The 23005-nt window shown below is 60.4% G+C and carries 14 protein-coding genes and 1 pseudogene; 11 read left to right on the top strand and 4 right to left on the bottom strand.

What is annotated here, in order from left to right; genetic code table 11:
• Window positions 1–250: 250 nt before the first annotated feature.
• Window positions 251–1843 carry a hypothetical protein gene (locus HQ843_RS25290; protein WP_180900610.1) on the bottom strand — a complete coding sequence of 531 codons (1593 nt, stop codon included), beginning with the start codon at window positions 1841–1843 and terminating at the stop codon, window positions 251–253.
• A 192-nt stretch (window positions 1844–2035) separates the two neighbouring features.
• Window positions 2036–4210, bottom strand: a complete 2175-nt coding sequence (locus HQ843_RS25285; RefSeq protein WP_180900611.1) for an Ig-like domain-containing protein — start codon at window positions 4208–4210, stop codon at window positions 2036–2038.
• 538 nt (window positions 4211–4748) lie between these two features.
• On the opposite strand from HQ843_RS25285, the gene HQ843_RS25280 reads away from it, so the two are divergent.
• The 3 genes from HQ843_RS25280 (at window position 4749) to HQ843_RS25270 (ending at window position 11742) form a co-directional block, all read left to right on the top strand.
• Window positions 4749–4982: a hypothetical protein gene (locus HQ843_RS25280; RefSeq protein WP_180900612.1), complete on the top strand. Its 234-nt coding sequence runs from the start codon at window positions 4749–4751 to the stop codon at window positions 4980–4982.
• 248 nt (window positions 4983–5230) lie between these two features.
• Entirely contained in the window at window positions 5231–9826 is a 4596-nt protein-coding gene (locus HQ843_RS25275; protein WP_180900613.1) for an autotransporter outer membrane beta-barrel domain-containing protein, read from the top strand.
• Window positions 9827–10626: 800 nt separating this feature from the next.
• A complete protein-coding gene (locus tag HQ843_RS25270) occupies window positions 10627–11742 on the top strand; it encodes a hypothetical protein (protein ID WP_180900614.1) in 1116 nt (371 codons plus the stop codon).
• A 285-nt stretch (window positions 11743–12027) separates the two neighbouring features.
• On the opposite strand, the gene HQ843_RS29610 is transcribed toward HQ843_RS25270, so the two are convergent.
• Together HQ843_RS29610 and HQ843_RS29830 are read right to left on the bottom strand one after the other, a co-directional pair.
• Window positions 12028–12324 (bottom strand): transposase, encoded by a 297-nt coding sequence (locus tag HQ843_RS29610; RefSeq protein ID WP_256432961.1) that lies wholly within the window; start codon window positions 12322–12324, stop codon window positions 12028–12030.
• A 6-nt stretch (window positions 12325–12330) separates the two neighbouring features.
• Window positions 12331–12504 (bottom strand): annotated as a pseudogene (locus HQ843_RS29830) (TniB family NTP-binding protein); the annotation flags it as partial.
• Between the two features lie 383 nt (window positions 12505–12887).
• On the opposite strand from HQ843_RS29830, the gene HQ843_RS25260 reads away from it, so the two are divergent.
• The 8 genes from HQ843_RS25260 (at window position 12888) to HQ843_RS25225 (ending at window position 22981) form a co-directional block, all read left to right on the top strand.
• Window positions 12888–13469 carry a TetR family transcriptional regulator gene (locus HQ843_RS25260; RefSeq protein WP_180900615.1) on the top strand — a complete coding sequence of 194 codons (582 nt, stop codon included), beginning with the start codon at window positions 12888–12890 and terminating at the stop codon, window positions 13467–13469.
• A gap of 69 nt (window positions 13470–13538) precedes the next feature.
• Window positions 13539–15515 (top strand): hydantoinase/oxoprolinase family protein, encoded by a 1977-nt coding sequence (locus HQ843_RS25255; RefSeq protein ID WP_180900616.1) that lies wholly within the window; start codon window positions 13539–13541, stop codon window positions 15513–15515.
• Window positions 15516–15518: 3 nt separating this feature from the next.
• Window positions 15519–15878, top strand: a complete 360-nt coding sequence (locus HQ843_RS25250; RefSeq protein ID WP_180900617.1) for an acetone carboxylase subunit gamma — start codon at window positions 15519–15521, stop codon at window positions 15876–15878.
• On the top strand, window positions 15875–16678 hold the full coding sequence (locus HQ843_RS25245) for a hypothetical protein (RefSeq protein ID WP_180900618.1): 804 nt from the start codon (window positions 15875–15877) through the stop codon (window positions 16676–16678). The genes HQ843_RS25250 and HQ843_RS25245 overlap by 4 nt, the downstream gene beginning before the upstream one ends.
• A 29-nt stretch (window positions 16679–16707) precedes the next feature.
• Window positions 16708–18870: a hydantoinase/oxoprolinase family protein gene (locus HQ843_RS25240; RefSeq protein ID WP_180900619.1), complete on the top strand. Its 2163-nt coding sequence runs from the start codon at window positions 16708–16710 to the stop codon at window positions 18868–18870.
• Between the two features lie 42 nt (window positions 18871–18912).
• Entirely contained in the window at window positions 18913–20979 is a 2067-nt protein-coding gene (locus tag HQ843_RS25235) for a hydantoinase B/oxoprolinase family protein (protein WP_180900620.1), read from the top strand.
• A gap of 17 nt (window positions 20980–20996) precedes the next feature.
• The gene (locus tag HQ843_RS25230; RefSeq protein ID WP_180900621.1) at window positions 20997–22574 is read left to right on the top strand and encodes an AMP-binding protein; all 1578 of its coding nucleotides are present in this window, start codon (window positions 20997–20999) and stop codon (window positions 22572–22574) included.
• Complete coding sequence (locus HQ843_RS25225) at window positions 22571–22981, top strand: Zn-ribbon domain-containing OB-fold protein (RefSeq protein ID WP_180900622.1); 411 nt, start codon at window positions 22571–22573, stop codon at window positions 22979–22981. Before HQ843_RS25230 ends, HQ843_RS25225 begins: the two co-directional genes overlap by 4 nt.
• The last annotated feature ends 24 nt before the right edge of the window (window positions 22982–23005 follow it).

Genomic DNA, 23005 nt, shown 5'->3' with positions numbered 1-23005 from the left:
CAACCATAGGTTTAATATACCGACTGAACAACCACCCCGACTGTCTGTCGACAGCAAGGCAAGTGCACGGTGAAAGACGAAAATTTTCTTGAAAAGATTGTATTTTCGGTGAGTGACTTGTCCACGGCCGCCAAGGGCGAAGACGGCCAGATGACGTAACGCCATCTGGCCGGCCTTTGCATGGTTGGGTTGCAGGTTGCGGCCCAAGCGATCCCAACGCTTCACGTTCGAGGCGATCTCGAATGCCGGATCAACAGTAGAAAGTATCTGATTGGTCGGATGTCGCGCCGGGGTCGCCACTGTCCGTCGTTCCGATGGCTTGGGCGTAAACCCCATCACCGGGACTAGGAGGATAGTCGGCTATCTCCGACCAGTTGCTGCTTGTGATTTCCTGCGGGGTTTTCGCCACGGTTGAATAGGTCTCGGTGTTGAAAATCTTGATTTTGGTTTGAACCAAACCCTCAGTGCCGTGGAAGGTTGCATCTGCTTGAGACCAGCTCGTAATCACAGGTTTGGGGGGCGGGTCCGCGGATTCACTGGCGTAGCGAATGCACGAATGTGAAGACGGTGTGTCGTGACCACCTCCGGCAAGAGCGGTATAAATGGTGAAGTGCACCAGCATCGTTTCGTCGCTCCAGTCCGGAAGCGGCGTCCATTGCACGGCCCATGTCGCGTCGTCCTTCACCTGGCTCCAGGCGATTACGCCATCTGCGGTGGTGGAGGCCACGACATAATCGCCGGGATTGGCGTAGCCCGAAGCGCAATCTGCTGCTGTAGAAGCGACGAGCGGTATGCCCGGCCGAGCGCTTCCGACAGTGACGGAGGCATAGAGCTGCGACGTCGTCATGCCGGAACTGTCAGCCGTTGTCGCGACAATGCTGTCTCCCTCCTGAAGGTCCGTTTCCGGGACTGTCCATGTGCCGGAAGGTGGAACGCGTATACTCTCGGCGACAACCGGCTGACTGTCACGATAACGGTTGTAGCGGACGAGCAGGCCGGGTCGCGCCGTCCCCGCGACTTCAGAAGCCGAAATCAGATCGATGACGGGCGCAGGGCAGTTATGCGTCGTTACCGTCACAATCGGCCCCGTGGATGACGAACCGTCCTGATGAAAGCGCTCGATGCCGATCCGCGTGCCGGCCTCCAGCATATCGGCGAAATTTGCCGACCAGTTGCCCGCGTCCGTCACTGTTGCCTCCGCGATCTTCTGGTCGGAAGCGACGTCGATGATTTCGAATCTGTCTCCGGTTCTGGCGCCGGCGCCGGCGATGCGGCCCACATTGCGGTCATCGACCGAGAAGGTCTCGGCCTTGACGAACACGGGCATGGACGTGCTGCCGTCGGGGCGCGATGCGATGACGCAGACTTTTTCTCCGGCATCAAGCGCCTCGCGGAAGTTGACGGCCCATCCACTTTCCCTGCCAAAGACGAAGGTGCGGCCGAGGGTCTGGCCCGCTGGTCCGAAGACGATGATCTCGGTGCCTGGCCGTGCACGGCCGAAGACGAGCGAACGGCTGGCATAGACGTCTTTCAGCATCACTTTGTTGCCGCCAAAAGTATAATTGGTCGTGTGCGAGGTCGCTCCGGTGGCAGGGTCGCTGGCCCAGATTTGAAAGATGGTATACCACCGTGGCTCCTTTCCCATCACGATTTCCCAGTGGCCGTCCTTGTCGACGGGCGCCAACCGGGTGTGTTTGTCGGCGGTGTTCGTGAGCTTGATGACCTTGCCCGGTTCGGCCGTACCGGAGAAGGTGCCGGTTGGTATGTGGAATTTGATTTCCGGCGGCAGCGGCCGCTGCGTATTGGCTTTGTGGGGCACGGTGGTCCCGGTCTCCATAGACATGGTGTTCTCCGCAAGAGTGTTGTCGTCCTGCGCGGACGCGTCAGCGTGGTTCCCGCTCGGCGAATGTTGGGTGCACGCGAACCTGGTGCTGTTCGACATGCAGATGTGACCTTGGCATCGACAGCCGGCGACACAGCGCCGGCTGTGCAGGGGGGCAGGCGGCACGTGCTTGTGCCGCCTGCCCCGATGTCGTCAGTGCACTTGTGGATAGCCTTCCGGTTTGGAGTCATACTCCGACATCGTGCCGCCATCGGGGAAGGCTGAAACCAGATTGATCTGGTCGTGTTCGGAAAGTGTGACGCCCGGGAGGTAAGGAAGAACGTGATCGGTACCCGAGTCAGAGGGATTAAGCGAGGAATCTACGATCTTCATTCCGTCGCTCGAGCGCCAGCCGATGATTTCCTGCGGGCCGGGGTCAAGTTGATTTACCGTCACACTTGTCGAAGTGACCGCTGTTATGTTGGGACTCATTTTGATATCGTGTCCAACCCATTTGACATATGGATCCGACGGCTGGTCTTCCTCATAATACGCCACAGCGGTGAAAATCGCATTTGTTGGCAGCGCGGCGGGAATGTTGATAGTCCAGTTTCCATCGGTGGTGAATGGAATCGTTGGATAGTTCGTTATGTTGCCTCCTACGTTCGAACTCAGCTTGATGTTGACATTAATCTGCGATGTTCCGTTTATGGTCGAACCGACGACATAGTCGATTTCGGGCGGGATGGGTACCTTCACGGTGGTGGGCGGTGTGCCAACGTAAGAAGTGGCGCCCACCATGGTCGCACCGGGTTCACCGGTCGATTTTATGTAGCGTGCCTGCGGGAAAACCCTATCGCCCAGGGGAACTGGCGGCTGCCTGCCGTTGTTGAGGTCGTTGAGCGTCGAATTGGCCGATGTCCAGCTGGAATTGTTGACGGGCATCGGGTCCTTGGTAACGGTGCCGCCTTCATCTTTGTCGAAAACCTTGATTTGCGTGGGCATCGTCTGCTCGGTGCCGGCGAAGGTGTAACCGTCATATTGGGTCATCACCGGGACTGCCGGAACGGTGTCGTCCGGATCCGACACCAAGGTCGCGGTTGAAGACGATGTTACGTCGATGCCGCTGGGGTTATAGAGCGTGCTGATACTGAAGACCTCGCCTGATGGATCCACGGTGCTTAGGTTATAGTTGAAATACCAATAGCCGGTCGGGTCAACGTTCGCCGTCGTGATTGAGCCGTAGCTGGTCGAGGAAATCACGACATATTTGCTCTGGTCCGCATAACCGCTAATGCCGGATGAATCGATAGAGGAAACATGAGGCGGGTTTGGCCGAGTGCCCATATATTCGGCGCAACTGTAGGAATTTGAATATGTGCCGCCATTTGACTGGGTCGATGTTCGTGTCGCGTACTTTGTCCCTTGCTGGGGCGGATACAAGGTTTTGGACCAACTGCCATTCTCTGCGATCTGAACCGGGAAATTGTCCATTATTGGCGACCCCCAAACTGGGTATTGGTCAACGTTGACCCAATAACCCGGCGTGCCGGTTCCCCAAGCTGCCGAACTGTCGACACCGTCGATGTCGGCGGGAATGATACCGTCGAAGAACCCGAAAATGGTCGGACCTTCGGCGGTAGAACCGCCCTTGTGGACACGGCGGATGTAGACGCGCTTGTTTGCCGCGAGCGGCGGGTCGAATGAAACGGACCAGGTGCCGGTGGCCGTCGCTTTGGCGGTACCGAGCAGGGGCCCGCCGCCCACGTCAAAAATCTGGATCTTGTCGCCCGGACGCGCGCCGGAGCCCGAAAAATGAGAGGGGCAGCGCTCTTCGACCGCGAATGTGTCCACCTCGGCGAACAGCGGCATGGAATTGTTGCCGTTAAGCAGCTTGGCAACGATACAGACCTTCTCTCCGGCGGCGAGCTTCTCAGGCAACTTGACATTCCAGCTGCCGTTTTTGCCGAAGGCGAAGGCGCAGCCGAGAAGGTCGCCGTTCGGACCATGCACGGTGACGTTGGCCGGCGCATCGGAAATGCCGCAGGCGAATGTCCCGCTGACATAGATATCTTTCAGTTTCGGGCTGCTGCCGCCGAAGGTGAACTTGATCTTGTCAGAGGTTGCGCCGGAGCCCATATGCTGGGCCCAGATGGTGAACACGGTATACCAGCGCGGCGGCTTGCCGAGAATGACCTCCCATTTGCCGTTGGAGCAGGGCTTTGCCGTGAACGACTGCTGGTCGTCACTGCTTTCGATCCTGATGGATGTACCTGGCGCGGTGGCGCCGGAAAAGATCCCGGTTGTGGGATCGAAACTGATCTCTGGCGGCAGTGGCCGCTGGGTGTCGGGTGCGAGGGACATCAGGTCCCCGGTCTCCATGGACATGGTTTTTCTCCGAGATAGTGGTTTGATCTGGTGCTTTTTCGGCAACGGCTTTGTGCGCGACGCCAATTGAAAGGTAGCGGAACCTACCATAGGTTGTCCAGATAAAAATACAACCATAGGTTTAAATTGGCGACTCGGATGGTGTATGCCGCGCCAGTCGCCGGCAGCACATATGGGTGCCACCGCACGGCGAAACTCCGGAAAACGCAGCTATTTCATTGGCTACGGCGGCGTAGCCCTGACCGGGCACGCGCATCAAGGCTGTGGCTTTCTGCTCGTCCGGTTGCGGGATCGATCTCCGCCAAATTCAGGTCGCGTATCCGTTCGAACGAATGCGCTGGCGCCCTTCAGGTTGGATATCATGGGCGTCATGGTGCCTCGTTTGGTGAAGCTGCCGTGACAAAACGGCACGTCTCCGGTTTCAGTGTTTCTGCGATCAGCCACGGGATGCAGGCACAGCCAGGTGACGGCGGCTTGTCGTCAACGAGTTTGATGCCGGCGCTCATCCGCCAGTCCGCGATCGGGCGGATGTGAGGACATGCTGGTCGCCCTTCACATGGCTGTCTGCACTGGTGCCGTCGATATGAGCGACGAAGGGCGGGTTTTGATGGGTACGCAGATAAGGGGCGGCGTTGTGGAAACTCGATCGCGCGCCACCGTTGCGACCGTCAACACGATCGTCGCGCTTCCCGAATCATGGCCAGATCACACCATGCTGATGGCGCGCGAATACGGTTGCATTCGAGCAATATGCGCACTCAAAGACGATTGATCCTGACGGATACATCCGTTCGCTATTGCCCGTAGAAGCCTATCAGCTTTGAACAGAGAATGTCATTCCTTGATAAATTAATACAATTGATATTTCTTTAAATTTAGTTTCGCCTAAAAAACAATATTATTATTAACTTAAATATATAATGAAAGTTATAATCGAGTTTAAAATAAGTTTAATTCAAAATTAACCATTAAAGTGGATTTTTTATTTATCGATTTGTTCGTAGGTTCAGGAGAGCTGAAATGTTATTTTATGAGAACAGCGAAATACGCTTTTGCGTCTCGTCTTCGTCGATGTTGTCGTCCGTCTCTGCCAGAGCGATCATCGCGGCCGCCGTCGCGATCGGGCTGCCGTCCGGCGCGGCCTATGCCGATGACTGCGGAGCGCCGCCGACCGCGACCTGTTCGGGTCCCTACCCGTCCGGCATCACTTATACTGGCGTGGATGCGCTGACGCTCAGCCTGCCGGGCGGGGTCAGTGTCACTGGCGGCGTGACCATTACGACAGCGGCGGCAGCAACCGGGGATGTTAAAGTGGACATCGATACCGGTGCGGGCGTCGTCGCCTCGGCCACGGGCAGCGATCCTGACGTCGACCATTTTCCTGGGGCTCTTCGGATCGAAGCAGGCGCGGGGGCGTCGGGCGATCTTTCCGTCAGTATGAAGAGCGGAGTGGTCCAGAATAACGGCGACTACACAGCGGGCTTGATTTTGACGACCAGTGACCCGACCACGAGTTCCGATATGCAGGTCGATTTTTCGGGCGGCAGCATCGTGGTTTCGGGCAATGCGGCGGGCGGTCTCACGATCAACAACACAGGTACAGGTTCGTCAGTCGTGAACATGACCGGAGGCACAATCACGGCCAATGCGAGCCCGGGGGCGACAGGATTGGGCGGTGTGCAGAACACGACGTTTTTCAACACACCGGCTCAGGCGCAGAATATCGTCAATCTGTCGGGCGGTACCATCACGATGAACGCTGATGAGTCCAACGCGGTGATCGCCATCGCGGTCGGCCTGAATGACGCCGTGATCAATCTCTCGGGAACGACAGTGCTGTCGACCGGGCAGGGGGCGGCGACAGATTCACAACAGTTTCGAAATGGCTCCTCCACGGTTATTGTCGAAGCTGACGGTGGTGGCGATGCCCAGATCTGGATGACCGACGGGAGCGTCGCGTCCGAGGGGGACTACTCGCCGGCACTGCACTCGCGGGCGCAGGGCAACGATTCATCGACCGCCAACGCACTGGTTTCCGTCGAGGGTGGCACGGTTTCGACAAAGGGCTCCACAGCCCCCGCAGTCTATGCTTACAATATCACCTCGGGCGCCGCGAATGCCAGCATCAAGGGCGGAGTGATCTCGACCGAAGGCGACAACAGCGACGCCGTCTACGCCCTGGGCAGGCGGTACGGTGAAGTTTCCGTCAACATGGCGGGCGGCACAGTCACCACAACGGGCAAAGATGCCTCCGGCCTTGTCGCCGAAATCAACACGGTGCTAGATCTCTCCGACGCCAAAGTTTACGCCACCGCGGGGTCGGTCACGACGGGTTCTTCGTCGGATCCGACGAAGGGAAGCGGGTCCCACGGCCTTTACGCAACAAGCATGAGCCCCACCGGCCAGGCCTATGCTTTTGCCGCGGGGCAGACCGCTCCCTTGACGATCACGACCTATGGCGCAAACGCATATGGTATTTTTGCCGAAGCCGCCAACACAGGGACGGCATATGCTGGCATGCAGGGCGGCACGATCAGTACAGCGGGTGATGGCTCCTATGGCATTGCCGCGACCACCACCAAGGGCGACGTCGAGGCCGATTATTTCTGGGGTGATATCGCCACCGCCGGTGATGGTGCTCACGGCGTTTATGCTCAGGCGGGCGGAGCGGGCAAGGTCAGCATGATCTTGCAGAACTATCCGGATCAGGGACAACAGCTTTCCACCACGGGCGACGGTGCGCATGGCGCCTATGCCACGTCCTTGGGGGGCGCGATCGATCTCTTCATTCAGGGCAACATCATAACAAAGGGAGCCGGGTCCTATGGTGTCGACGCCGAGATCCTTGGCACGGGTGCCTCATCGGATATTACCGCCGCTGTCGGCAAGGCCGACATTTCAACGCAGGGTGCAGCGTCCCACGGCATATATCTGAAGAATCACGGAAAAGGCAATGTGGTCGCCGCCTTCTCGGGAGAGGAGGTCAACGGCAGCAGCATTTCGACAGCGACCGACGGTTCTTATGCAGTCTATCTGGAATCGTCAAATGACGGCTCGGCCCAGTTTACCGGCGACGTCACCAAGATAGATACCAGCGGCAGCGGTGCGCACGCCATCTATGTGACCAACCAGGACACGGGCGCCGCAGGCAATGCCAGCATCAGCTACCAAAGCGGCCACATCACCACTACGGGCAGCGGCGCCTACGGCCTTTATGCCGAAGCGCTCGGTTCCGGTACGGCGGATGTCACGACGAGCAGTAACGGCTTCGCCTCCACGATCAATGTCTCCGGTGCAGACGCCTTCGGCGTCAGCGCCTACAGCCAGGGCGCCGCGACGACCGTCTCGCTCGACGACGCGACGATCACCGCCACGGGCAACGCCGAGGCGGCGGTCGGTTTTGCCGAGCGCTGGAGCGCCGGACAGGCGGCGACCCAGGCCACGATCACCTTCGGCGGCAACCTGATCATCGATGCTTCCGGTTCTGCCGGCCAGCATGCCTTCTACAATGCCGACGACCAGGCCGGCACCAACATGAACCTCACCACGACAGGCACGGTCACCGGCTCGGCGATGATGGGCGGCGGCAATTCGAGCTTCACGCTTGCCGGCGGTTCCTTCACCGGCAATATCTACGGCGACTTCGACCCCTCGGAAACGCCCGCCATCAACCAGGGATCGGATGCCTTCATCTGGTCCGGCGGCACACTCAACAGCGGGTTCTACGGCCAGGGCGGCAATGACACGGCCCTGATCGAGGTTCCGGGTTCCGCCAACTTCGCGGCGGCCATTTTGGATGGCGGCGAGGATGGCGGTGCGCCGGAAAGCAGGATCAGTTCGGATATCGACGAGATCACCTTCGCCGCCAGCAACGATAGCGTCGCCGGCCGCAACATCACCAACTGGGAAAAGTTCACCGTCAACGAGAATCTCGCGATCAAGTTCATCGACGACGGGATGACGCTGGACGGCTATGACGGCGGCAACGCCAATGACATGGGCGACCTCTATATGCTCGCCGGTTCGAGTGTGATGGGCGGCACCCGCACGGGGCAGAGCTTCACCCTTAACGGCAACCTCTCGAACCAGGGCGTGCTCTCGATGCAGGATGGCGCCTATGGCGGCAACTTCATCGTCGAGGGCGACTATACCAGCAATGGCGGCGAACTCGCGCTTGATGTCGATTTCGGCGACCTGAAGGCGGACGTGCTGACCGTCGGGAAAGACCTCGGCGGCGTCACCCAGCTCGAGATCGCCGACATCGGCACGACCGGCAATCCCGGCGCTGTCCTGATCGTCGACACGACCACGGGGACCCATATCGACCAGAACGAGTTCAAACTCGACAAGAACGATATGACCGCATCGGGCATCTACGCCTACGGACTGACCTACAGCCTGGAGGGCGATCCCGCCAACGGTTATCCGCCCGGCGTCTATCTTTCGGCCGTTGGCAACCCGACACCGTCCCCCCCAGGCCCGCCGGTTCCCCCGCAGCCCCGGCTCCAGCCCTTCGTGCCGCTTTACGAAGGCTATCAGTCGGCGCTCTTGGACATGAACAAGCTTCCGACCATGCGCCAGCGCGTCGGCAAGCGGGCCTGGCTCGGCGCCGAAACGCCTGCTCCGGTCTCGCCGCCGATACTGACGCCGAAGGACCCGGGCTACTATTCGCAGCCGGGGGCCTCCGTCGACAGCGCCGGCACGCCCGAGATCTCCCAGAACGGAAGCCAGACCACAGTGCTGATACCGCTCCAGCAGGCGGTGCCGGCCCTGGAGAATGTCTGGGGTCGTATGAGCGGCGATTTCTCGCATCTCGATCCCTCGAGCTCCACGACCGGGTATAAATACGACCTCTCCACCTTCGAGGTCCAGGCAGGCGTCGACGGGCTGTTCTACGACGACGGGCCGGGCTCCCTGGTCGCCGGGCTGACGGTGCATTACCGCACGGGTGAGGCCAAGTTCGACTCGGTCTATGGCGACAGCAAGGTCCATCCGGATGGTTATGGCTTCGGCGGCACGCTGACATGGTATGGCGAGAACGGCTTCTACACCGACGGCCAGGCCCAGGCGACATGGTATTCGAGTGAGCTCAAGGCGGATGATCTCTACAACGGCGTTGAGAATTCCGATGCCTTCGGTTACGCGCTTTCGGTGGAGGCGGGCCAGCAGTTCCTGCTGGACAGCAATGACCTGATCCTGACCCCGCAGGCACAGCTTGCCTGGTCGTCTGTCGCAATCGACAGCTTCACCGGCGCCTATAACGACGATGCGAGCTTCGACAATGGCGACAGCCTGCAGGCGCGCCTCGGTCTGGCGGTCGAAAAGGAGTTCATATCGACAGATGCGAACGGCCTCGCCCGCCGCGGCAATATCTACGGTATCGCCAATATCTACCATGAGTTCATGGGCGAGACCAAGGCGGTGATCGAGCAGACCTTCGTGGCATCATCCGCGCTCGATGACTGGACCGGCGAGATCGGCATAGGCGGGACCTATGACTGGACCGATGCCAACAATGCCAACTACGGCGTCTACGGCGAAGTCACCGCCGCAACGGGCCTCAGCGGCGGCTCCTATTCCTATGGCGGTAATCTCGGTTTCCGGGTGAAGTGGTAGGCCGTAGAGGCCTTCCCCACTCGGGGGCGAGGTTCGCATGTGAACGATGCCCCTCAAAGTCGTATTTCATCCGATCGGCGCCAGATATCTGGCGCCGATTATTGCTGTCTGATCGCGCCGGTTGTGTTTTTTAAGTTCTGTTATATGCGATGCAGAATTTTAAATGAAAACAAAGAACGGTCTCGCCTGAAACACCATAAAAAACATGTTCTCATGTAAAAGTCTGATCATTTTATCTATCTTAGGTTGTATTTTTGGATAGACAAAGAAAGGTTGTGGTATATAGTTCTCTGCATGCAGTAGTCAGATTGCCTGCTGCAGGAACTCCCTTTTAAAAACTGCTTATGGAGAGCAGCGATGTCTATGGATTCCGAGGACCTGATGTCCCGCGTGTCGGATGGGGTGCGTCCGCTTCCGCCCGAAATCGACCAGCCCAACCAAGACGGTTTTCTTTCTGGTACGACGCAGGGGAACACGAGGTTACGGTCATGCGCAAGAACCAGACGTTTCCGCGAGTGAGTTCCACCAACGGGAATTGGAGCGTCTACGTCGGCCAGCAATAACAACGCGATGAAAAACGGATACGGAGACGCCCGCGCAAACGTCTCGGCCGGCGTCTCCGGCCCGACCCCGCTTACGTCTTCATGAGGACTGATCATGAGCCTGGCCGTTCCGGTAACGACAGAGCGGATGCGCTCTCTCCATCAGGTACTGACTGCAGCTTGTGAGCAGAATCCATTGATTAACGATATTAATTGAGTTCGACGATTGCAGCTTAAACCAGAACCTGGAGAAGGAAAATGTCGAAGAGTAACGGATCAGCACCTGCCGCGCCGGTCATCTCGCGCAGCACCACCACGAACATTGCCGGCAGTGAGACAACCGCGGGAACGGTTGTCAATGTCTTCAGGTTCGGCGACGACAAGACGCCGGTGTCGAGCGAGCCGGCGCCCGTTAATGATGGCGCGTGGAGCCTTTCGCCGGACAATCCGCTCACCGTTGGCGATATGGTCTATGCCGAGGCTTACGTGAAACAGCCCAACGGCTCTCTGGGCCCGCCTTCCGCCCGGTCCGCAAGCCATAGCGTCACGGATTCCGGCAGTGCCGACAAGCCCGTCATCACGATCTATACCGGACAGTATTTCGCCGGCCTGGAAGAAACACCCGGTACGTTGGTCAATGTGGTCAATGTAAACAATCATCTCAAGAGCGTGATGAAAAGCCCGGTCCCCGTGATGAACGGCGCATGGAGCATGGTTGCCGACAATTACCCTGCGAACGCCGGTGATACCGTCCTCGCTTTCGCCTATCTGCCGGGACCGGACGGCGTGCCGACGCTGGCGTCGGGCGCCTCTGAACCCGTGACCGTGGATCCCGGCGCCGTGGCGCCGATTCCACCGGAGATGGATTACGTTTATTTGGACGGGGCCACTGTCAGCGGCACCACTTATCCCAACACCTATGTCACTCTCAGCGTTTCCGGCGGTTCAGGTGGTGGGGCTAAGTTCGCGCCGGTGTTTTCCGCGGATGGCGACTGGTCGGTCGATGTTGGCCCCGGCGTCGCGAGCGATGCGACCTTCAGCGCGACGGCAAACTATCCCGGTGGTGTCGCCTCCGACGCCTATGTACGGGCGCTCGGCCATATTGAGATGGGGCCCCTCAGCATCAGCGAGGTCGGCTCGCGCCAGGTGATCGGCGTGGCTCCGCAGCCGGGCCAGCATATTCTGGCGTGGCGGTCGAGCGATGGAAAGAAGATCGTGGACCACACCATGTCGGGGATCGGCACGAATTTCACCGCTCCCTATCTGAAAGGTATGACGCTGGCCGATGGAGACCTCCTGAATGTCGTCGCCGCATTGCCGGAATATGGATCGATGACGCCATTTTCTACCGCGCCGGAAGGCTTTCCGGGGTAGCAACGGACCGCCGGCGCCCGACGCGACGCCGGCGGGAAGGTGCGGCTGGGACCCGATGGCGTCACCGCAAAGGCCGGGGCCCCTCCGCGTCGGCGAACCATGATCCACCGCTTCCGATCCGGAGCAAGGCATCCGTCCAGGCTGAAGTGGAATGCATTCTATAATTGCTTTTAAGATTACTACAATCGGACATCCAGATTCGGCTAGCAGTCTGTCGGATTTTCTATGAGGTCGTTTTGGAATTGAGCGGCTTCGAAGCGGAATTGGGGCGAGGTTCGCCCGCCCTCACGCCGTTTCGGCCCTCAACTTGGCCATTCTCTTGACGTTATAGGCCAAGGCGACGAGGCTCCATTCGCTTTTGACCTTTTCGAGGCCACGAAGCCTGAAGTTTCGGAATCCCAGCACCGATTTGACGATGCCGAAGGCGGGTTCGACGGTCTGTTTGCGCAGTTTGTGCATGGCCCGTCCCTCCTTTGTTTCCAGCGCCTCTTTCATCTCGATCCTCCAGGGTTCCCTGATCGCCCGCGGCGGTTTGTCCTTGTCCGCCGAGTGGCCGGTTTTTACGCCGCCGTTGACAGCCAGCTGTGTGTCGCCGGCAACTGCGTCGCGCGCTTCCGACACGCCAAGGCGGACGAGCGAGGCTCCGATCTCGTTGCTGAGATATCGCAGCAGTTGAAGGATCACGCGCTGCTCTCTCGGGGTTCCGGCGGGAAAATTGTGGGCCTCGTCAAATACCAGAACGCGAACGTTGTCGCTTTTCAGCAGGAGGGGCGGGGCAACCGATCAGCGTCGCGGAAATCGCCGAATAACTGGTCTTCGAGATCGCGGAGACGTTGGGGCTGACTGCCGATTACTCAATTCCGAGTGCGATCCCGGCCTTGCGGAAGCTCCCGCATTCTGCGGCCATAACAAAATAATTTGGATGACGAAGCTCGGTGGCTGCATGGCGATGTCTCGCCTGAACGCTATGCTCCGTTCTCGGCTGTGCTCACAAAGCAGGGCCAATCTGAGCAAGTCAGCGCATGCAATTCCCAAAAAAATCACTGTCGCCAGACAATTGAGCGTTGACTCTCAAGAGGGTTCGATATTTTATAGAACGAACGTTCGAACTACGCCTGCGATGAAAGAATTGAGAGGACCGGGCTTTGACAACTCAATCGGCGGATATGCGGGAAAACCTGCTTGCAACGGCGCTTTCCATGTTTTCGGAACGCGGCTTCAGCGGCACATCGATCCGGGAGATCGCCAAGGTCCATGGAGCCAGCCTTTCCAATATCTACTACCACTTCGGCAACAAGGAAGGCTTGTGGCGAGCGCTGCTCGAGCAATCGGTTTTCAATCTGCCGACCACGCTTCGCAAGGCCGCGGCGCGTCAAACCGAGCCGCGTGCGCAGCTTGAGGCGGTCGTTCGCGAGCACCTTTCCGTGGCGATCGGCCATCAGCGCGAGTTGCTGATGCTGCTTGGCCGGAAGGGTGAACTCGATAACGATCTTGGCGACGAAACCGCCGAAGTCCAGCGCGAAATCGTTGCGATCTACATCGGAATTCTGGAGCGATTGAACGCTGAGGAGGCGCTTCATTCGGCCCATCTGAAGATCACTGTCTTCAACATTCTCGGCGTCATCAACTGGTATCTCCGCTGGTATCGGGCAGACGGCCCTCTGGATGCGGAGGTCATCCATCAGGACATTCTGGACTTTGTCATGCGCGGCGCCTGCAAAGGCTGAAAACCGGAACGCAGACGAAGTTCAGGCGAAAAAGGACGGCCGGAGGCCGTATCTCAGGGAGGAGATATTGTGGGATACACGATCGACATCGATACCGGCGGCACATTCACCGACGGTTTTGTGGCAGGCCATGGGCTGGCGCGTGCGGTGAAAACGCCGACCACCCCGCATGACCTGACGGAGTGTTTTTTGAACTGCATCAGGGCAGGGGCAAAAGCCGTGGACCTGCCTCTCGAAGGGTTTCTGGAACAGGCGGACATCATCCGCTTTGCCAGCACCGTGGGCACCAACGCCTTGATCGAGCGCACCGGCGCGAAAATCGGGCTCATCGTTTCGGCCGGCGGGCAGGCGATTGCGCCGGTCATGGTTGATGGCGGGCACGGCATCGTCGAAGCCGACATGATTGTCGAGATTGATGACACCGTCGCGCCGGAAGCCGTGCTTGAGCGCGCCCAGGTGCTGATCGATGCCGGCGCGCAATGTCTGGTCGTGGCCCTTGCCGGCAGTGAAACCGACCCCTCACGCGAGCGGGCGGTGCGCACCGTGATCAAGCGGGAATATCCGCGCGACTTTCTGGGCTCCATCCCGGTGTTCCTGTCGTCAGACATCACCGTGCGCGATGGCTATGACGAGCGGATCAACAGTGCCGTCGTCTCTGCCTATTCCCACAGCCGTCTGGCACGGCTTCTCTATCGCGCCGAACAGGAATTGCGCCGTCTGCATTATCGCGGCCCCTTCCTGATCGGGCACAATGACGGGGCGGTGGCGCGCGTGGCCAAGACGCGGGCGATCAGCACCTACAATTCCGGCCCGGCTGCCGGGCTGGTGGGTGCGCGTGCCGTTGCCGCACTCTATGGCGAGGCCGATGTTATCTCAGCCGATATGGGTGGGACCTCCTTTGACATCGGCCTCGTCAGCGACGGCCGGTTGAATGTGGCTTTGAGGCCCACGATCGAGGGATATCAGACCAATGTGCCGATGAACGAGGTCGAGGCGCTCGGCGCCGGTGGCGGTTCGATTGCGGGCGTTCGCGATGGCAGGCTTTTCGTCGGGCCGCGTTCGGCGGGCGCGATACCGGGACCCGCCTGTTTCAGTCTGGGCGGCAGGGAGCCAACGGTCACCGATGCCAATCTGGTTCTGGGTCGTATTGATCCCGACAATTTTCTCGGTGGCGCGCGAAAACTTGACGCGGAAAAGGCCCGTACGGCGATCGGGTCCGTGCTGGCCGAGCCGCTCGGCATCAGCATTGAAGCTGCAGCTAAGGCTGTCATCGACCACATTGACAGCCAGGTGGGAGCAGCCATCGGCGCGTTGAAGGCCCGGGCTTCGGGAGACCAGCCGCTGTTGACGGTCTATGGTGGTGCGGGACCACTTCATGCCTGCCAGGTTGCAGCGCGGGCAGGACTGAAGAAAATCGTGATCACGCCGTTCTCGGCGGTGTTCTCTGCCTTCTCCTCGTCGCTGATGGACATCGGCCACAACTATTCGAGCGCCGTCCAGATGGCGATCGGCGATCCGGACCTGGACGACGTGCTGGGCCGGGCGATCGGCCGGATGCATGATGCGTCGCTGCGCGATATGCGCGGCGAAGGCTTTGAGAGCGAGGGCCTTTGCTGGCGCCTCGATGCGATCCTGCGCCAGGTCGACGGGCTGGAGACGCGCGCAAGCGTCGAGGTTGGTGATCCGCTTTCCGACACCGCGCTCGTAACTTTGCGTCGCGCGATCGCCGAACAGGCGCCGGGTGCGGCGCATGTCAGTGCGATTGGCCTTTTTGCCGCCGCCGCGGTTTCACACTTCAGCTTTGTGGAAACCGGTGACGCCCTGGATCAGGACCCTTCGAAGGCGCGCACCGGTGAGCGCGGTGTTGTCTGCGATGACGCCGGCACCCGTCAGATCGTTCCTGTTTTCGATCTTGAGCGGCTGCAAACAGGTCATGTCATGGCCGGACCGGCGATCCTTGAAAGCGACAAGACCACCGTATGGGTCGCTCCCGGCTGGGAGGCCGGGGCCGACCGCTTTTCCAATCTTGTCATGACGCGGAGGTGAGTGATGACTGTCCGTATTACCGAAAATCTCTCCATCGATCTCGAACATGAGGCGTGGTGTTGTGCTGCCTGCGGCCACCGGCTTACCGGCGCTCGCGAGAACTACAAGACCGGCTGTCTTGTTGCCGAAGTGCCGATGGAAGAGGCGCATCCGCCGATGGTCGAGGGCGCGGCTTTCAGCTTCACGCCGCATCCCGATTTCTGCCGTCTCGTCGAATTCTATTGTCCGGGCTGCGGCACGGTGCTCGAAAACGAGTATCTGCCGCCCGGTCATCCGATTACGCATGATATCGAACTCGATATCGATGCGCTCAAGGCACGCCGGAGCGGCAATGCCACGGCAACGGACGGCAGGGCAGCATGAGCGCCCGCGCAGCCATCGAGGCGCTGAAGCAGGCGCGCTTCTGGCCGGAACCGGTTTTGATGCCCTCGGCTGCCGGTCTCGGGGCGCGGCTGGAAGCCGTTGCGCCGGAAATTCTGCGGCAGGACCCGCAGAAATTGGCTGATGCCTGTCTTTCGGCCGCGCGCTATCTGGGCGCGGACGCCGTCTGGGTTTCAATGATTGCCGCCGATGGCGGGGCGGATTTATCCGCTGCCTTTCTGGCCGACGCGGCAAACCGGGCCATTGCCGCCGCCAAGACCGAACGCATCTGCGTCGTGGAACTGCGTGGGCCCTTGCACAGGGCGCTTCATGTTGGCGGCGCGCTTGAAGATGTACTCAAGCAGATCAAGCCGGCAATGATTGCCGAGTTCGAGGCAATCGCCAATCTGCGTCCTGACATCATCGTTCTGGCGGAACCACCGGCCTTGCCGGAGCAGGCCGAAAGCCGTGGTCTTGCCCGGCTTTACGGCGCGCTGAAACGGCTTGCCGAGCACTACGATATTTTGAAGGGAATGCGCCCGGTACAGCCGGGAATGACGGGGCCGGCGCTGCCGGATCTGGCGTTTCCGATCGGTAATGAAATTGCGTCTGCTCGCTGCGCGCGCGCGATTGCACCCGACTGGGCCAGCCCGGCCGCATTCAGTGCAACGGTCCTGAGCGCTTTGGAGGAGGCAAGGGCGAGCGGCACGTTGCTGATCGTATCCGGCGATCGGGGATTGACGGGAGAAGCAGAACCGCACCTGACCCGCGAGGCGGTGCAAGGTTTGAGGGAGCGCGTCTGAAACGCGTATCCGGCAGGAGGAGAAATAGCATGACATTCGATGTTGGTATCGACATCGGCGGCACGTTCACCGATCTGTGCGCCATCGGCGCGGACGGTGCACTGGTGACCGCCAAGACCCCGACGACCCATTACGACCTTTCCGTCGGCCTGATCCGGGGCTTGCGTGATCTTGGCGAGCGGGCCGGGCTCGCCCCGGAGGCGTTTCTGGGCGATGTGGAGGCGCTGCGCTATTCCACGACCATCGGCACCAATGCGCTGATCGAGCGCAAGGGGCCGCGTCTCGGCCTCATCACCACTGCGGGTTTTGAGGATACGATCTTCATCGGCCGCAGCCGCAGCTGGGCGGATGGGCTGGCCGTCCACGATATTCGCGATATGGCGACCATCGAAAAACCGGCCCCCCTGATCGAGCCGGAAATGGTTCTGGGGCTGTCCGAGCGGATCGACTGCCATGGCAATATCGTGCGTCCGCTTGATCCGGATGCGGTGCGCGAGCAGCTTCAGCGGCTCGTTGATCGGGGTGTCCAGGGCATTGTCGTGTCACTGATGTGGTCCTTCCTCAATCCGGCCCATGAACAGGAAGTGCGGCGGATCATCGAGGAGGAATATCCGGAAGAGTTTCTGGGATCGATGCCGGTGACGCTGGCCAGCGAAGTCTCGCCCAAGGCCGGTGAATATACCCGCACGATGACGGCCGTGGTCAACGCCTATATCCACGGCGTGATGATGCAGGAACTGGGCGATCTGACGACCAATCTGCGCCGTGCCAATTACCGCCGCCCGCTCATTCTGGTGCACAATACCGGCGGCAGCAAGAAGGTCTCGCGCACCCGCGCCGTGCTCACGCACAATGCCGGGCCGGTGGCGGGCATGTATGGCGCGGCATTGATCGGCGCGCAGGAAGGCCACAAGAACATCATCTTTGCCGATATGGGCGGGACATCGTTCGATATCGGCGTTCTGGCGGGCGGCCAGCTCCGTGCCCATGATTTCATCCCGGTCATCGATCGCTGGCGGACCAATATCCCGGCCATCGAGGTCAAGTCCATCGGTGCAGGCGGCGGTTCGATTGCCTGGATCAATGAGGCGATGGGCGGTCAGCTCGAAGTCGGGCCGCATTCGGCGGGTTCCGTGCCGGGGCCTGCCTGTTACGATCAGGGCGGCACACGGCCGACCGTCACCGATGCCGATCTGGTGCTCGGCTATATCAACCCCGACAATTATCTCGGCGGCAAGATGCTGCTGGATACCGATGCTGCCGAAGAAGCCATCGAAACCAATATTGCAAAGCCGCTCGGTATTTCGGTGATCGAGGCAGCCTGGCGCATGCGCCGCCTTGTCGATGCTCGCATGGGACAGGAAATCTTCAACGAGGTGGCGCTCAAGGGGCATAATCCGCGCAAATTCGCCGTTTTCGCCTGCGGCGGCGCCGGTGCGGCCCATGCATGCGGTTTTGCCCGCCATGTCGGCGCGGCAACGGTGATCGTGCCGGCCATGTCTTCGGTTTCGGGTGCGTTCGGTGCGTCGAGCATTGAAATTCGGCAGGTATGGGAGCAGTCGCGTAGCGTCAAGGTGTTCAACTTCATGAACCAGTCCTATCTGGACGATCCCGCGCCGCTCAACGCGCTGGTTGCCGATATGACAGACCGGGCGAGGCGCGACCTGAAGCTTGAGGGCTTTGACGGCGACAGCATCGATTGTTCACTCGAATTCGATATGCGCTATGGATCGCAATATAACCTGACACGGATTGCTGCTCCCTCGCTTTCTTTCAACGGCGCGGACGATATCAAGGCGCTCTGCGATCTCTTCGAAAAACAGTATGCCGCGGTGTATTCACCGGAAGCGGCCTTTCCATCGGGCGGCATCAACATCGAGACGGTGTTCGTTACGGCGCGGGTGCGTCAGGAGCCGCGACGGCTGAATGTCAGCGGCAGGGCATTCTCGCATCAGGCTGAGCCCGCAGGTCAGCGCGCCGCCTGTTTCGATCCGGTCAAAGGTCTGGAGCAAACGCCGGTTTTCGACTGGACGGCATTATCGCCGGGAGCCGTGATTGTCGGTCCGGCCATTATTGAAGCACCGGATACGACCTATGTGATCGAACCTGGCTGGACCTACCGGATGAACGAATTCCGCAACGGGATCGTCAGCCTCGGGGCCCAGCAAGACATGCATAAACACGCGCACTAACCCTTTTGGGAAAAAGGGTGCAGTCGCGACCGGGAGGATATCATGAACGCATTCAATACAATCAGATACGCGCGCGACCCCGAGGTTGTGCAGCGACTGCGGCCCGAAGCGCCGACCGATTGGGAGACGCGGGCCATGCAGGGGCTCGACGAACTCGACTACGAGATCTTCACCCACAAGATGCACATGATCGCGCTGGAGGGTAAGGAAACCACCATGAAGCTCGGCGCATCCACGGCGATGCGGTGGGGCGATGTGGCCTTCGGCATCTATACGGCGCAGGGTGATCTGGCCGTCTGTGCCACCGGCATCTATCACCATGCGGTGCTGAGCCAACTGCCGGTGAAATATCTGATCAAGCATCTGGCGGCAGAGCCGACCGTGGGGCTGAAGGCGGGCGATGCCTTTTTTTACAACGATCCCTATTATGGCGGTGTCCACAATGCCGATATGGGGTTGTGCATTCCGGTTTTCGTCGAGGACAGGCTTGTCTGCTTCATCGGTGCGGCGGTACATACCGGCGAATGCGGCGGCTCGGAACCCGGCGGCATGGTCAATGGCGCGAAGTCGCGTTACGACGAGGGCCTGATGTGCCCGCCGATCAAGGTCGGCGAGAATTACGAGCTCAAGGAAGACCTGCTCGGAATGCTGGCCACCATGACCCGCGATCCGCGCACCATGGTGCTCGATATCAAGGCGCGGCTCGCCGCAGCGCGTATTGCCGAGCGCCGGGTGCACGAATATCTCGAGGAAATCGGAACGGATTTTCTGGTCGGTGGCCTCCGCCGCATTCTCAAGCAGACCGGCGAGGCGGCACGGCAGAAGATCGCCACGTTGAATGACGGGATCTACCGCCAGCCGCGTTTCATGGACACGACCGGGCCGGAAGCGGCGCTCCTGAAGATCAACCTGACAATCGAGAAGAAGGGTGAGCGGATCAAGCTGATCCTCAACGGTTCCTCTCCGATGCTGCCCGACAGGCCGGTCAACGCCTATTTTCAGGGGCTTTTGGGCATGGCCATGGTCTATGCCTGTGGCTGGCTGTTTCCCGAACTTCCGGCCAATAACGGTCTTCTGGAAGCGGTGGACTGGGAATTTCCCGACGACAGCTTCATCAATCCCAAGGGTGATGTGCCGGTATCCTATGCGCCCGCGACCATGGTGGCCTTCAGCCAGGGCATGTTCATGGCCGGCGCGAAGATGACCTACGCCACCGATCCGAGCCGTGCGGTTGCCGCGTGGTACACAGGTTTTGCTGTGACCGTGTTTGCCGGCTTCAACCAGTGGGGCGAGCCTATGGCGGATATCACGCCGGAGATCAACGCGACCGGCGCGGGCGGGCGGCCCGGAAAGGACGGTGTTGACGTCGCGGGCGCATTCTTTGCCACGATGAGCGATTGCGGCGATGTGGAGACCACGGAATCAGAACGGCCATTCCTCTACACATTCCGGAATTTCTTCAACAATTCCTATGGCCACGGCAAGTTCCGCGGCGGTTGCGGCGTCGGATACGGGCTCAAGGTGCACGGCGTGCCGATGGTCGCGCTCGGCAGCATGGGGTTCGGCTCGCATTTCCCCTCGACGCTGGGCGTGTTCGGTGGGCGCGCAGCGCCACCCGCATTCATTCAGACCGTACGAGGCTCCAACCTCGACACGTTGATGGCTGATGGCGGGACAGTCCTTCCAGCAAGGTTGGAAGAGCTTTACGCGCCTGGCGGATCAGTGGAAGAGGGCGACCGCGCCTATCTGAGCGTCGCCCATCCGCCCGCACTTTACCAGGGCGGAGACACGTATTACGCGCCGGTTTCGGGCGGGGCGGGTTATGGCGATCCGCTGCAGCGTGAACCGGCATCGGTAGCGCGTGATGTGGCCATCCGGCGGTGTTCGAAAGAGGCCGCGCGCGACATCTATGCGGTGGAAATAGACGAGCATACCGGTCTTGCCGACGCAGAGGCGACGAAAACACGCCGGGCCGAGGTCGTCAGAAAACGGCTTGAACGCGCCAAACCCTATCATGCCTTTCTGGCGGAGTGGTCGAAACAAGCGCCGCCTGCCGATGTGCTGCGCTATTACGGCCCCTGGGACGGCGCATCCGCGCAGACAGCATGAGCGGGGAGGACAACCGGATGACGGCGACAACGCTTCACGGCCTGCTGGACGCGCAGGCCGCCCGCTACGGGACAAGACCGTTCCTGACCTTCAACGGCCAGGTCTTCAGCTTTGACGATCTCAATGCCATGAGCCGTAGCGCGGCGGCTGGCCTTGCCGCGCAAGGGATCGGCAAAGGTGATCGCGTGGCGCTGATGCTCGACAATTGCGTCGAGTATCTGGCGCTGTGGTTCGGCCTCTCCCGGCTGGGCGCGGTGGAGGTTCCCCTCAATACCGGCCATCGCGGTGCGGTGCTTGCCCATATGCTGCGCCTTTCCGGGGCGAAGATGGTCGTGATCGAGGCGCAGCACCTTGCCGCCCTGGACGAGGTGGCGCCCACGCTTGACCGTTCGCCGCAGGTCGTGGTTCGCGGCGGCATCCTGCCCGAAGGGGCGATAGCACTGGATGCGCTGATGGCCACACGGGATGCGCCGCCCGAGGTTTGCGTTTCGCCGCGCGATCCCTATGCGATCATGTTCACCTCCGGCACGACCGGGCTTTCCAAAGGTGCGTTGATGCCGCAGGGCTACGCGCTGGCTGCTGCCCGTCAGATCTGCGAGGCGACCGGCTACAACGAGGCTGATTGCCTCTATAACGCTCTGCCCCTGTTCCACGGCAATGCCCAGATCCTGAGCACCCTTCCGGCGTTGATGGCCGGTGCGCGCGCCGTGCTTTGCGAGCGCTTTTCGGCCAGCCGCTTCTGGGATGATGTCCGTACCCATCGCTGCACCGCATTCAACTATATCGGCACGATCCTGTCGGTGCTGATGAAAGCACCGGAAACCCCGGCCGACCGCGACCATCCCTTGCGGGTGATGATGGGAGCAGGCGCGGGCAAGGGTCTTTTCGAGGCTTTTGAAGCCCGCTTCGGCGTGACGCTGATCGAGGGTTACGGAATGAGCGAGATCGGCGTGCCGATCACAAGCGATCCCGAGCGAAAGAGGCCCGGTTCATGTGGCCGTCAGACGCCGCATTACGATCTCATGCTGGTCGACCGTGACGGCTGTGCCATTGAAGCGTCGGATACGCCGGGCGAGCTTCTGGTCCGCCCCAAAACGGCAAACGCGATGATGATCGAATATGTCGAGATGCCGGAGAAGACCGTGGAGGCATTTCGCGATCTCTGGTTCCACACAGGCGATCTGTTGCAGCGCGATGCCGATGGCTTCTGGTTCTTTGTCGACCGCGACAAGGATGCGTTGCGTCGCCGTGGCGAAAATATCTCCTCTTTCGAGGTGGAGCGCGTCGTCAACGCCATGGAAGACGTCGCAGAGAGCGCGGTGATCCCGGTGCCGTCCGAACTGGGCGAGGACGACGTGATGGTCTGCGTCGTTGCGCGCGACGGTGCTGTGCTGACGGGCGAAGCGGTGCGGGCCTTTTGCAAGGACAGGATGGCCGATTTCATGCTGCCGCGCTATGTCCGCGTGGTTGATGCCTTACCCAAAACCCCGACGGCGCGGGTGGAAAAGCACAGGCTTCGCACCGAGGGCGTGACGCCTGATACCTGGGACGCGGAGAACAGCAGCACCGCTCGGGACAAGGCGGTGCGGGCATGAGCACTGCAACACCGTCTTTGCCGTCCGAGCTTCACCGTCAATACCATGTGGACGCAGCCGGGCGGGTGTGGCTGCGTGCCGGGCGTTGCACCGGAGAGGGCGGTATCGTTTTCCCGCCGCGCCGTTTTTGCGGGGACCTTTCCGAGCCGGATGAGCAATTGCTGCCAAGCGATGGCAAGGTGAACTGCATCACGCGTGTGCGGGTGCGCGCGCCTTACGGACTGCCGCAGGGCTACATGATCGGCTTTGTTGATTTTGACGCCGCGCCGCTGCGGATTTTCGGCCTGTTCGATCCTGAAACCGCTGATGATATCGCACCGGGAAGCCCCGTGAGGCTGATCCTCAAACCGCTGGGCGTGAACAATGACGGCGCGCCCTGCCTGCGCCCCGTCTTCGTTGCCGCCTGAAATGGCCAGCGGGAAAACGGCGCA

This window comes from Martelella sp. NC20 (genome assembly GCF_013459645.1).
In the GTDB taxonomy this organism is placed as follows: Bacteria; Pseudomonadota; Alphaproteobacteria; order Rhizobiales; family Rhizobiaceae; genus Martelella.
The sequence above is the reverse complement of the archived record's forward strand: the minus strand, read 5'-3'. Positions and strand labels throughout refer to the sequence as shown.

Coding starts and splice junctions, on each gene's coding strand:
- HQ843_RS25290 (WP_180900610.1), bottom strand. CDS start 1,843: ATGTCTATGGAGACCGGGACCACCGTGCCCCACAAAGCCAATACGCAG.
- HQ843_RS25285 (WP_180900611.1), bottom strand. CDS start 4,210: ATGTCCATGGAGACCGGGGACCTGATGTCCCTCGCACCCGACACCCAG.
- HQ843_RS25280 (WP_180900612.1), top strand. CDS start 4,749: ATGCTGGTCGCCCTTCACATGGCTGTCTGCACTGGTGCCGTCGATATG.
- HQ843_RS25275 (WP_180900613.1), top strand. CDS start 5,231: ATGTTATTTTATGAGAACAGCGAAATACGCTTTTGCGTCTCGTCTTCG.
- HQ843_RS25270 (WP_180900614.1), top strand. CDS start 10,627: ATGTCGAAGAGTAACGGATCAGCACCTGCCGCGCCGGTCATCTCGCGC.
- HQ843_RS25250 (WP_180900617.1), top strand. CDS start 15,519: ATGACTGTCCGTATTACCGAAAATCTCTCCATCGATCTCGAACATGAG.
- HQ843_RS25245 (WP_180900618.1), top strand. CDS start 15,875: ATGAGCGCCCGCGCAGCCATCGAGGCGCTGAAGCAGGCGCGCTTCTGG.
- HQ843_RS25240 (WP_180900619.1), top strand. CDS start 16,708: ATGACATTCGATGTTGGTATCGACATCGGCGGCACGTTCACCGATCTG.
- HQ843_RS25235 (WP_180900620.1), top strand. CDS start 18,913: ATGAACGCATTCAATACAATCAGATACGCGCGCGACCCCGAGGTTGTG.
- HQ843_RS25230 (WP_180900621.1), top strand. CDS start 20,997: ATGACGGCGACAACGCTTCACGGCCTGCTGGACGCGCAGGCCGCCCGC.
- HQ843_RS25225 (WP_180900622.1), top strand. CDS start 22,571: ATGAGCACTGCAACACCGTCTTTGCCGTCCGAGCTTCACCGTCAATAC.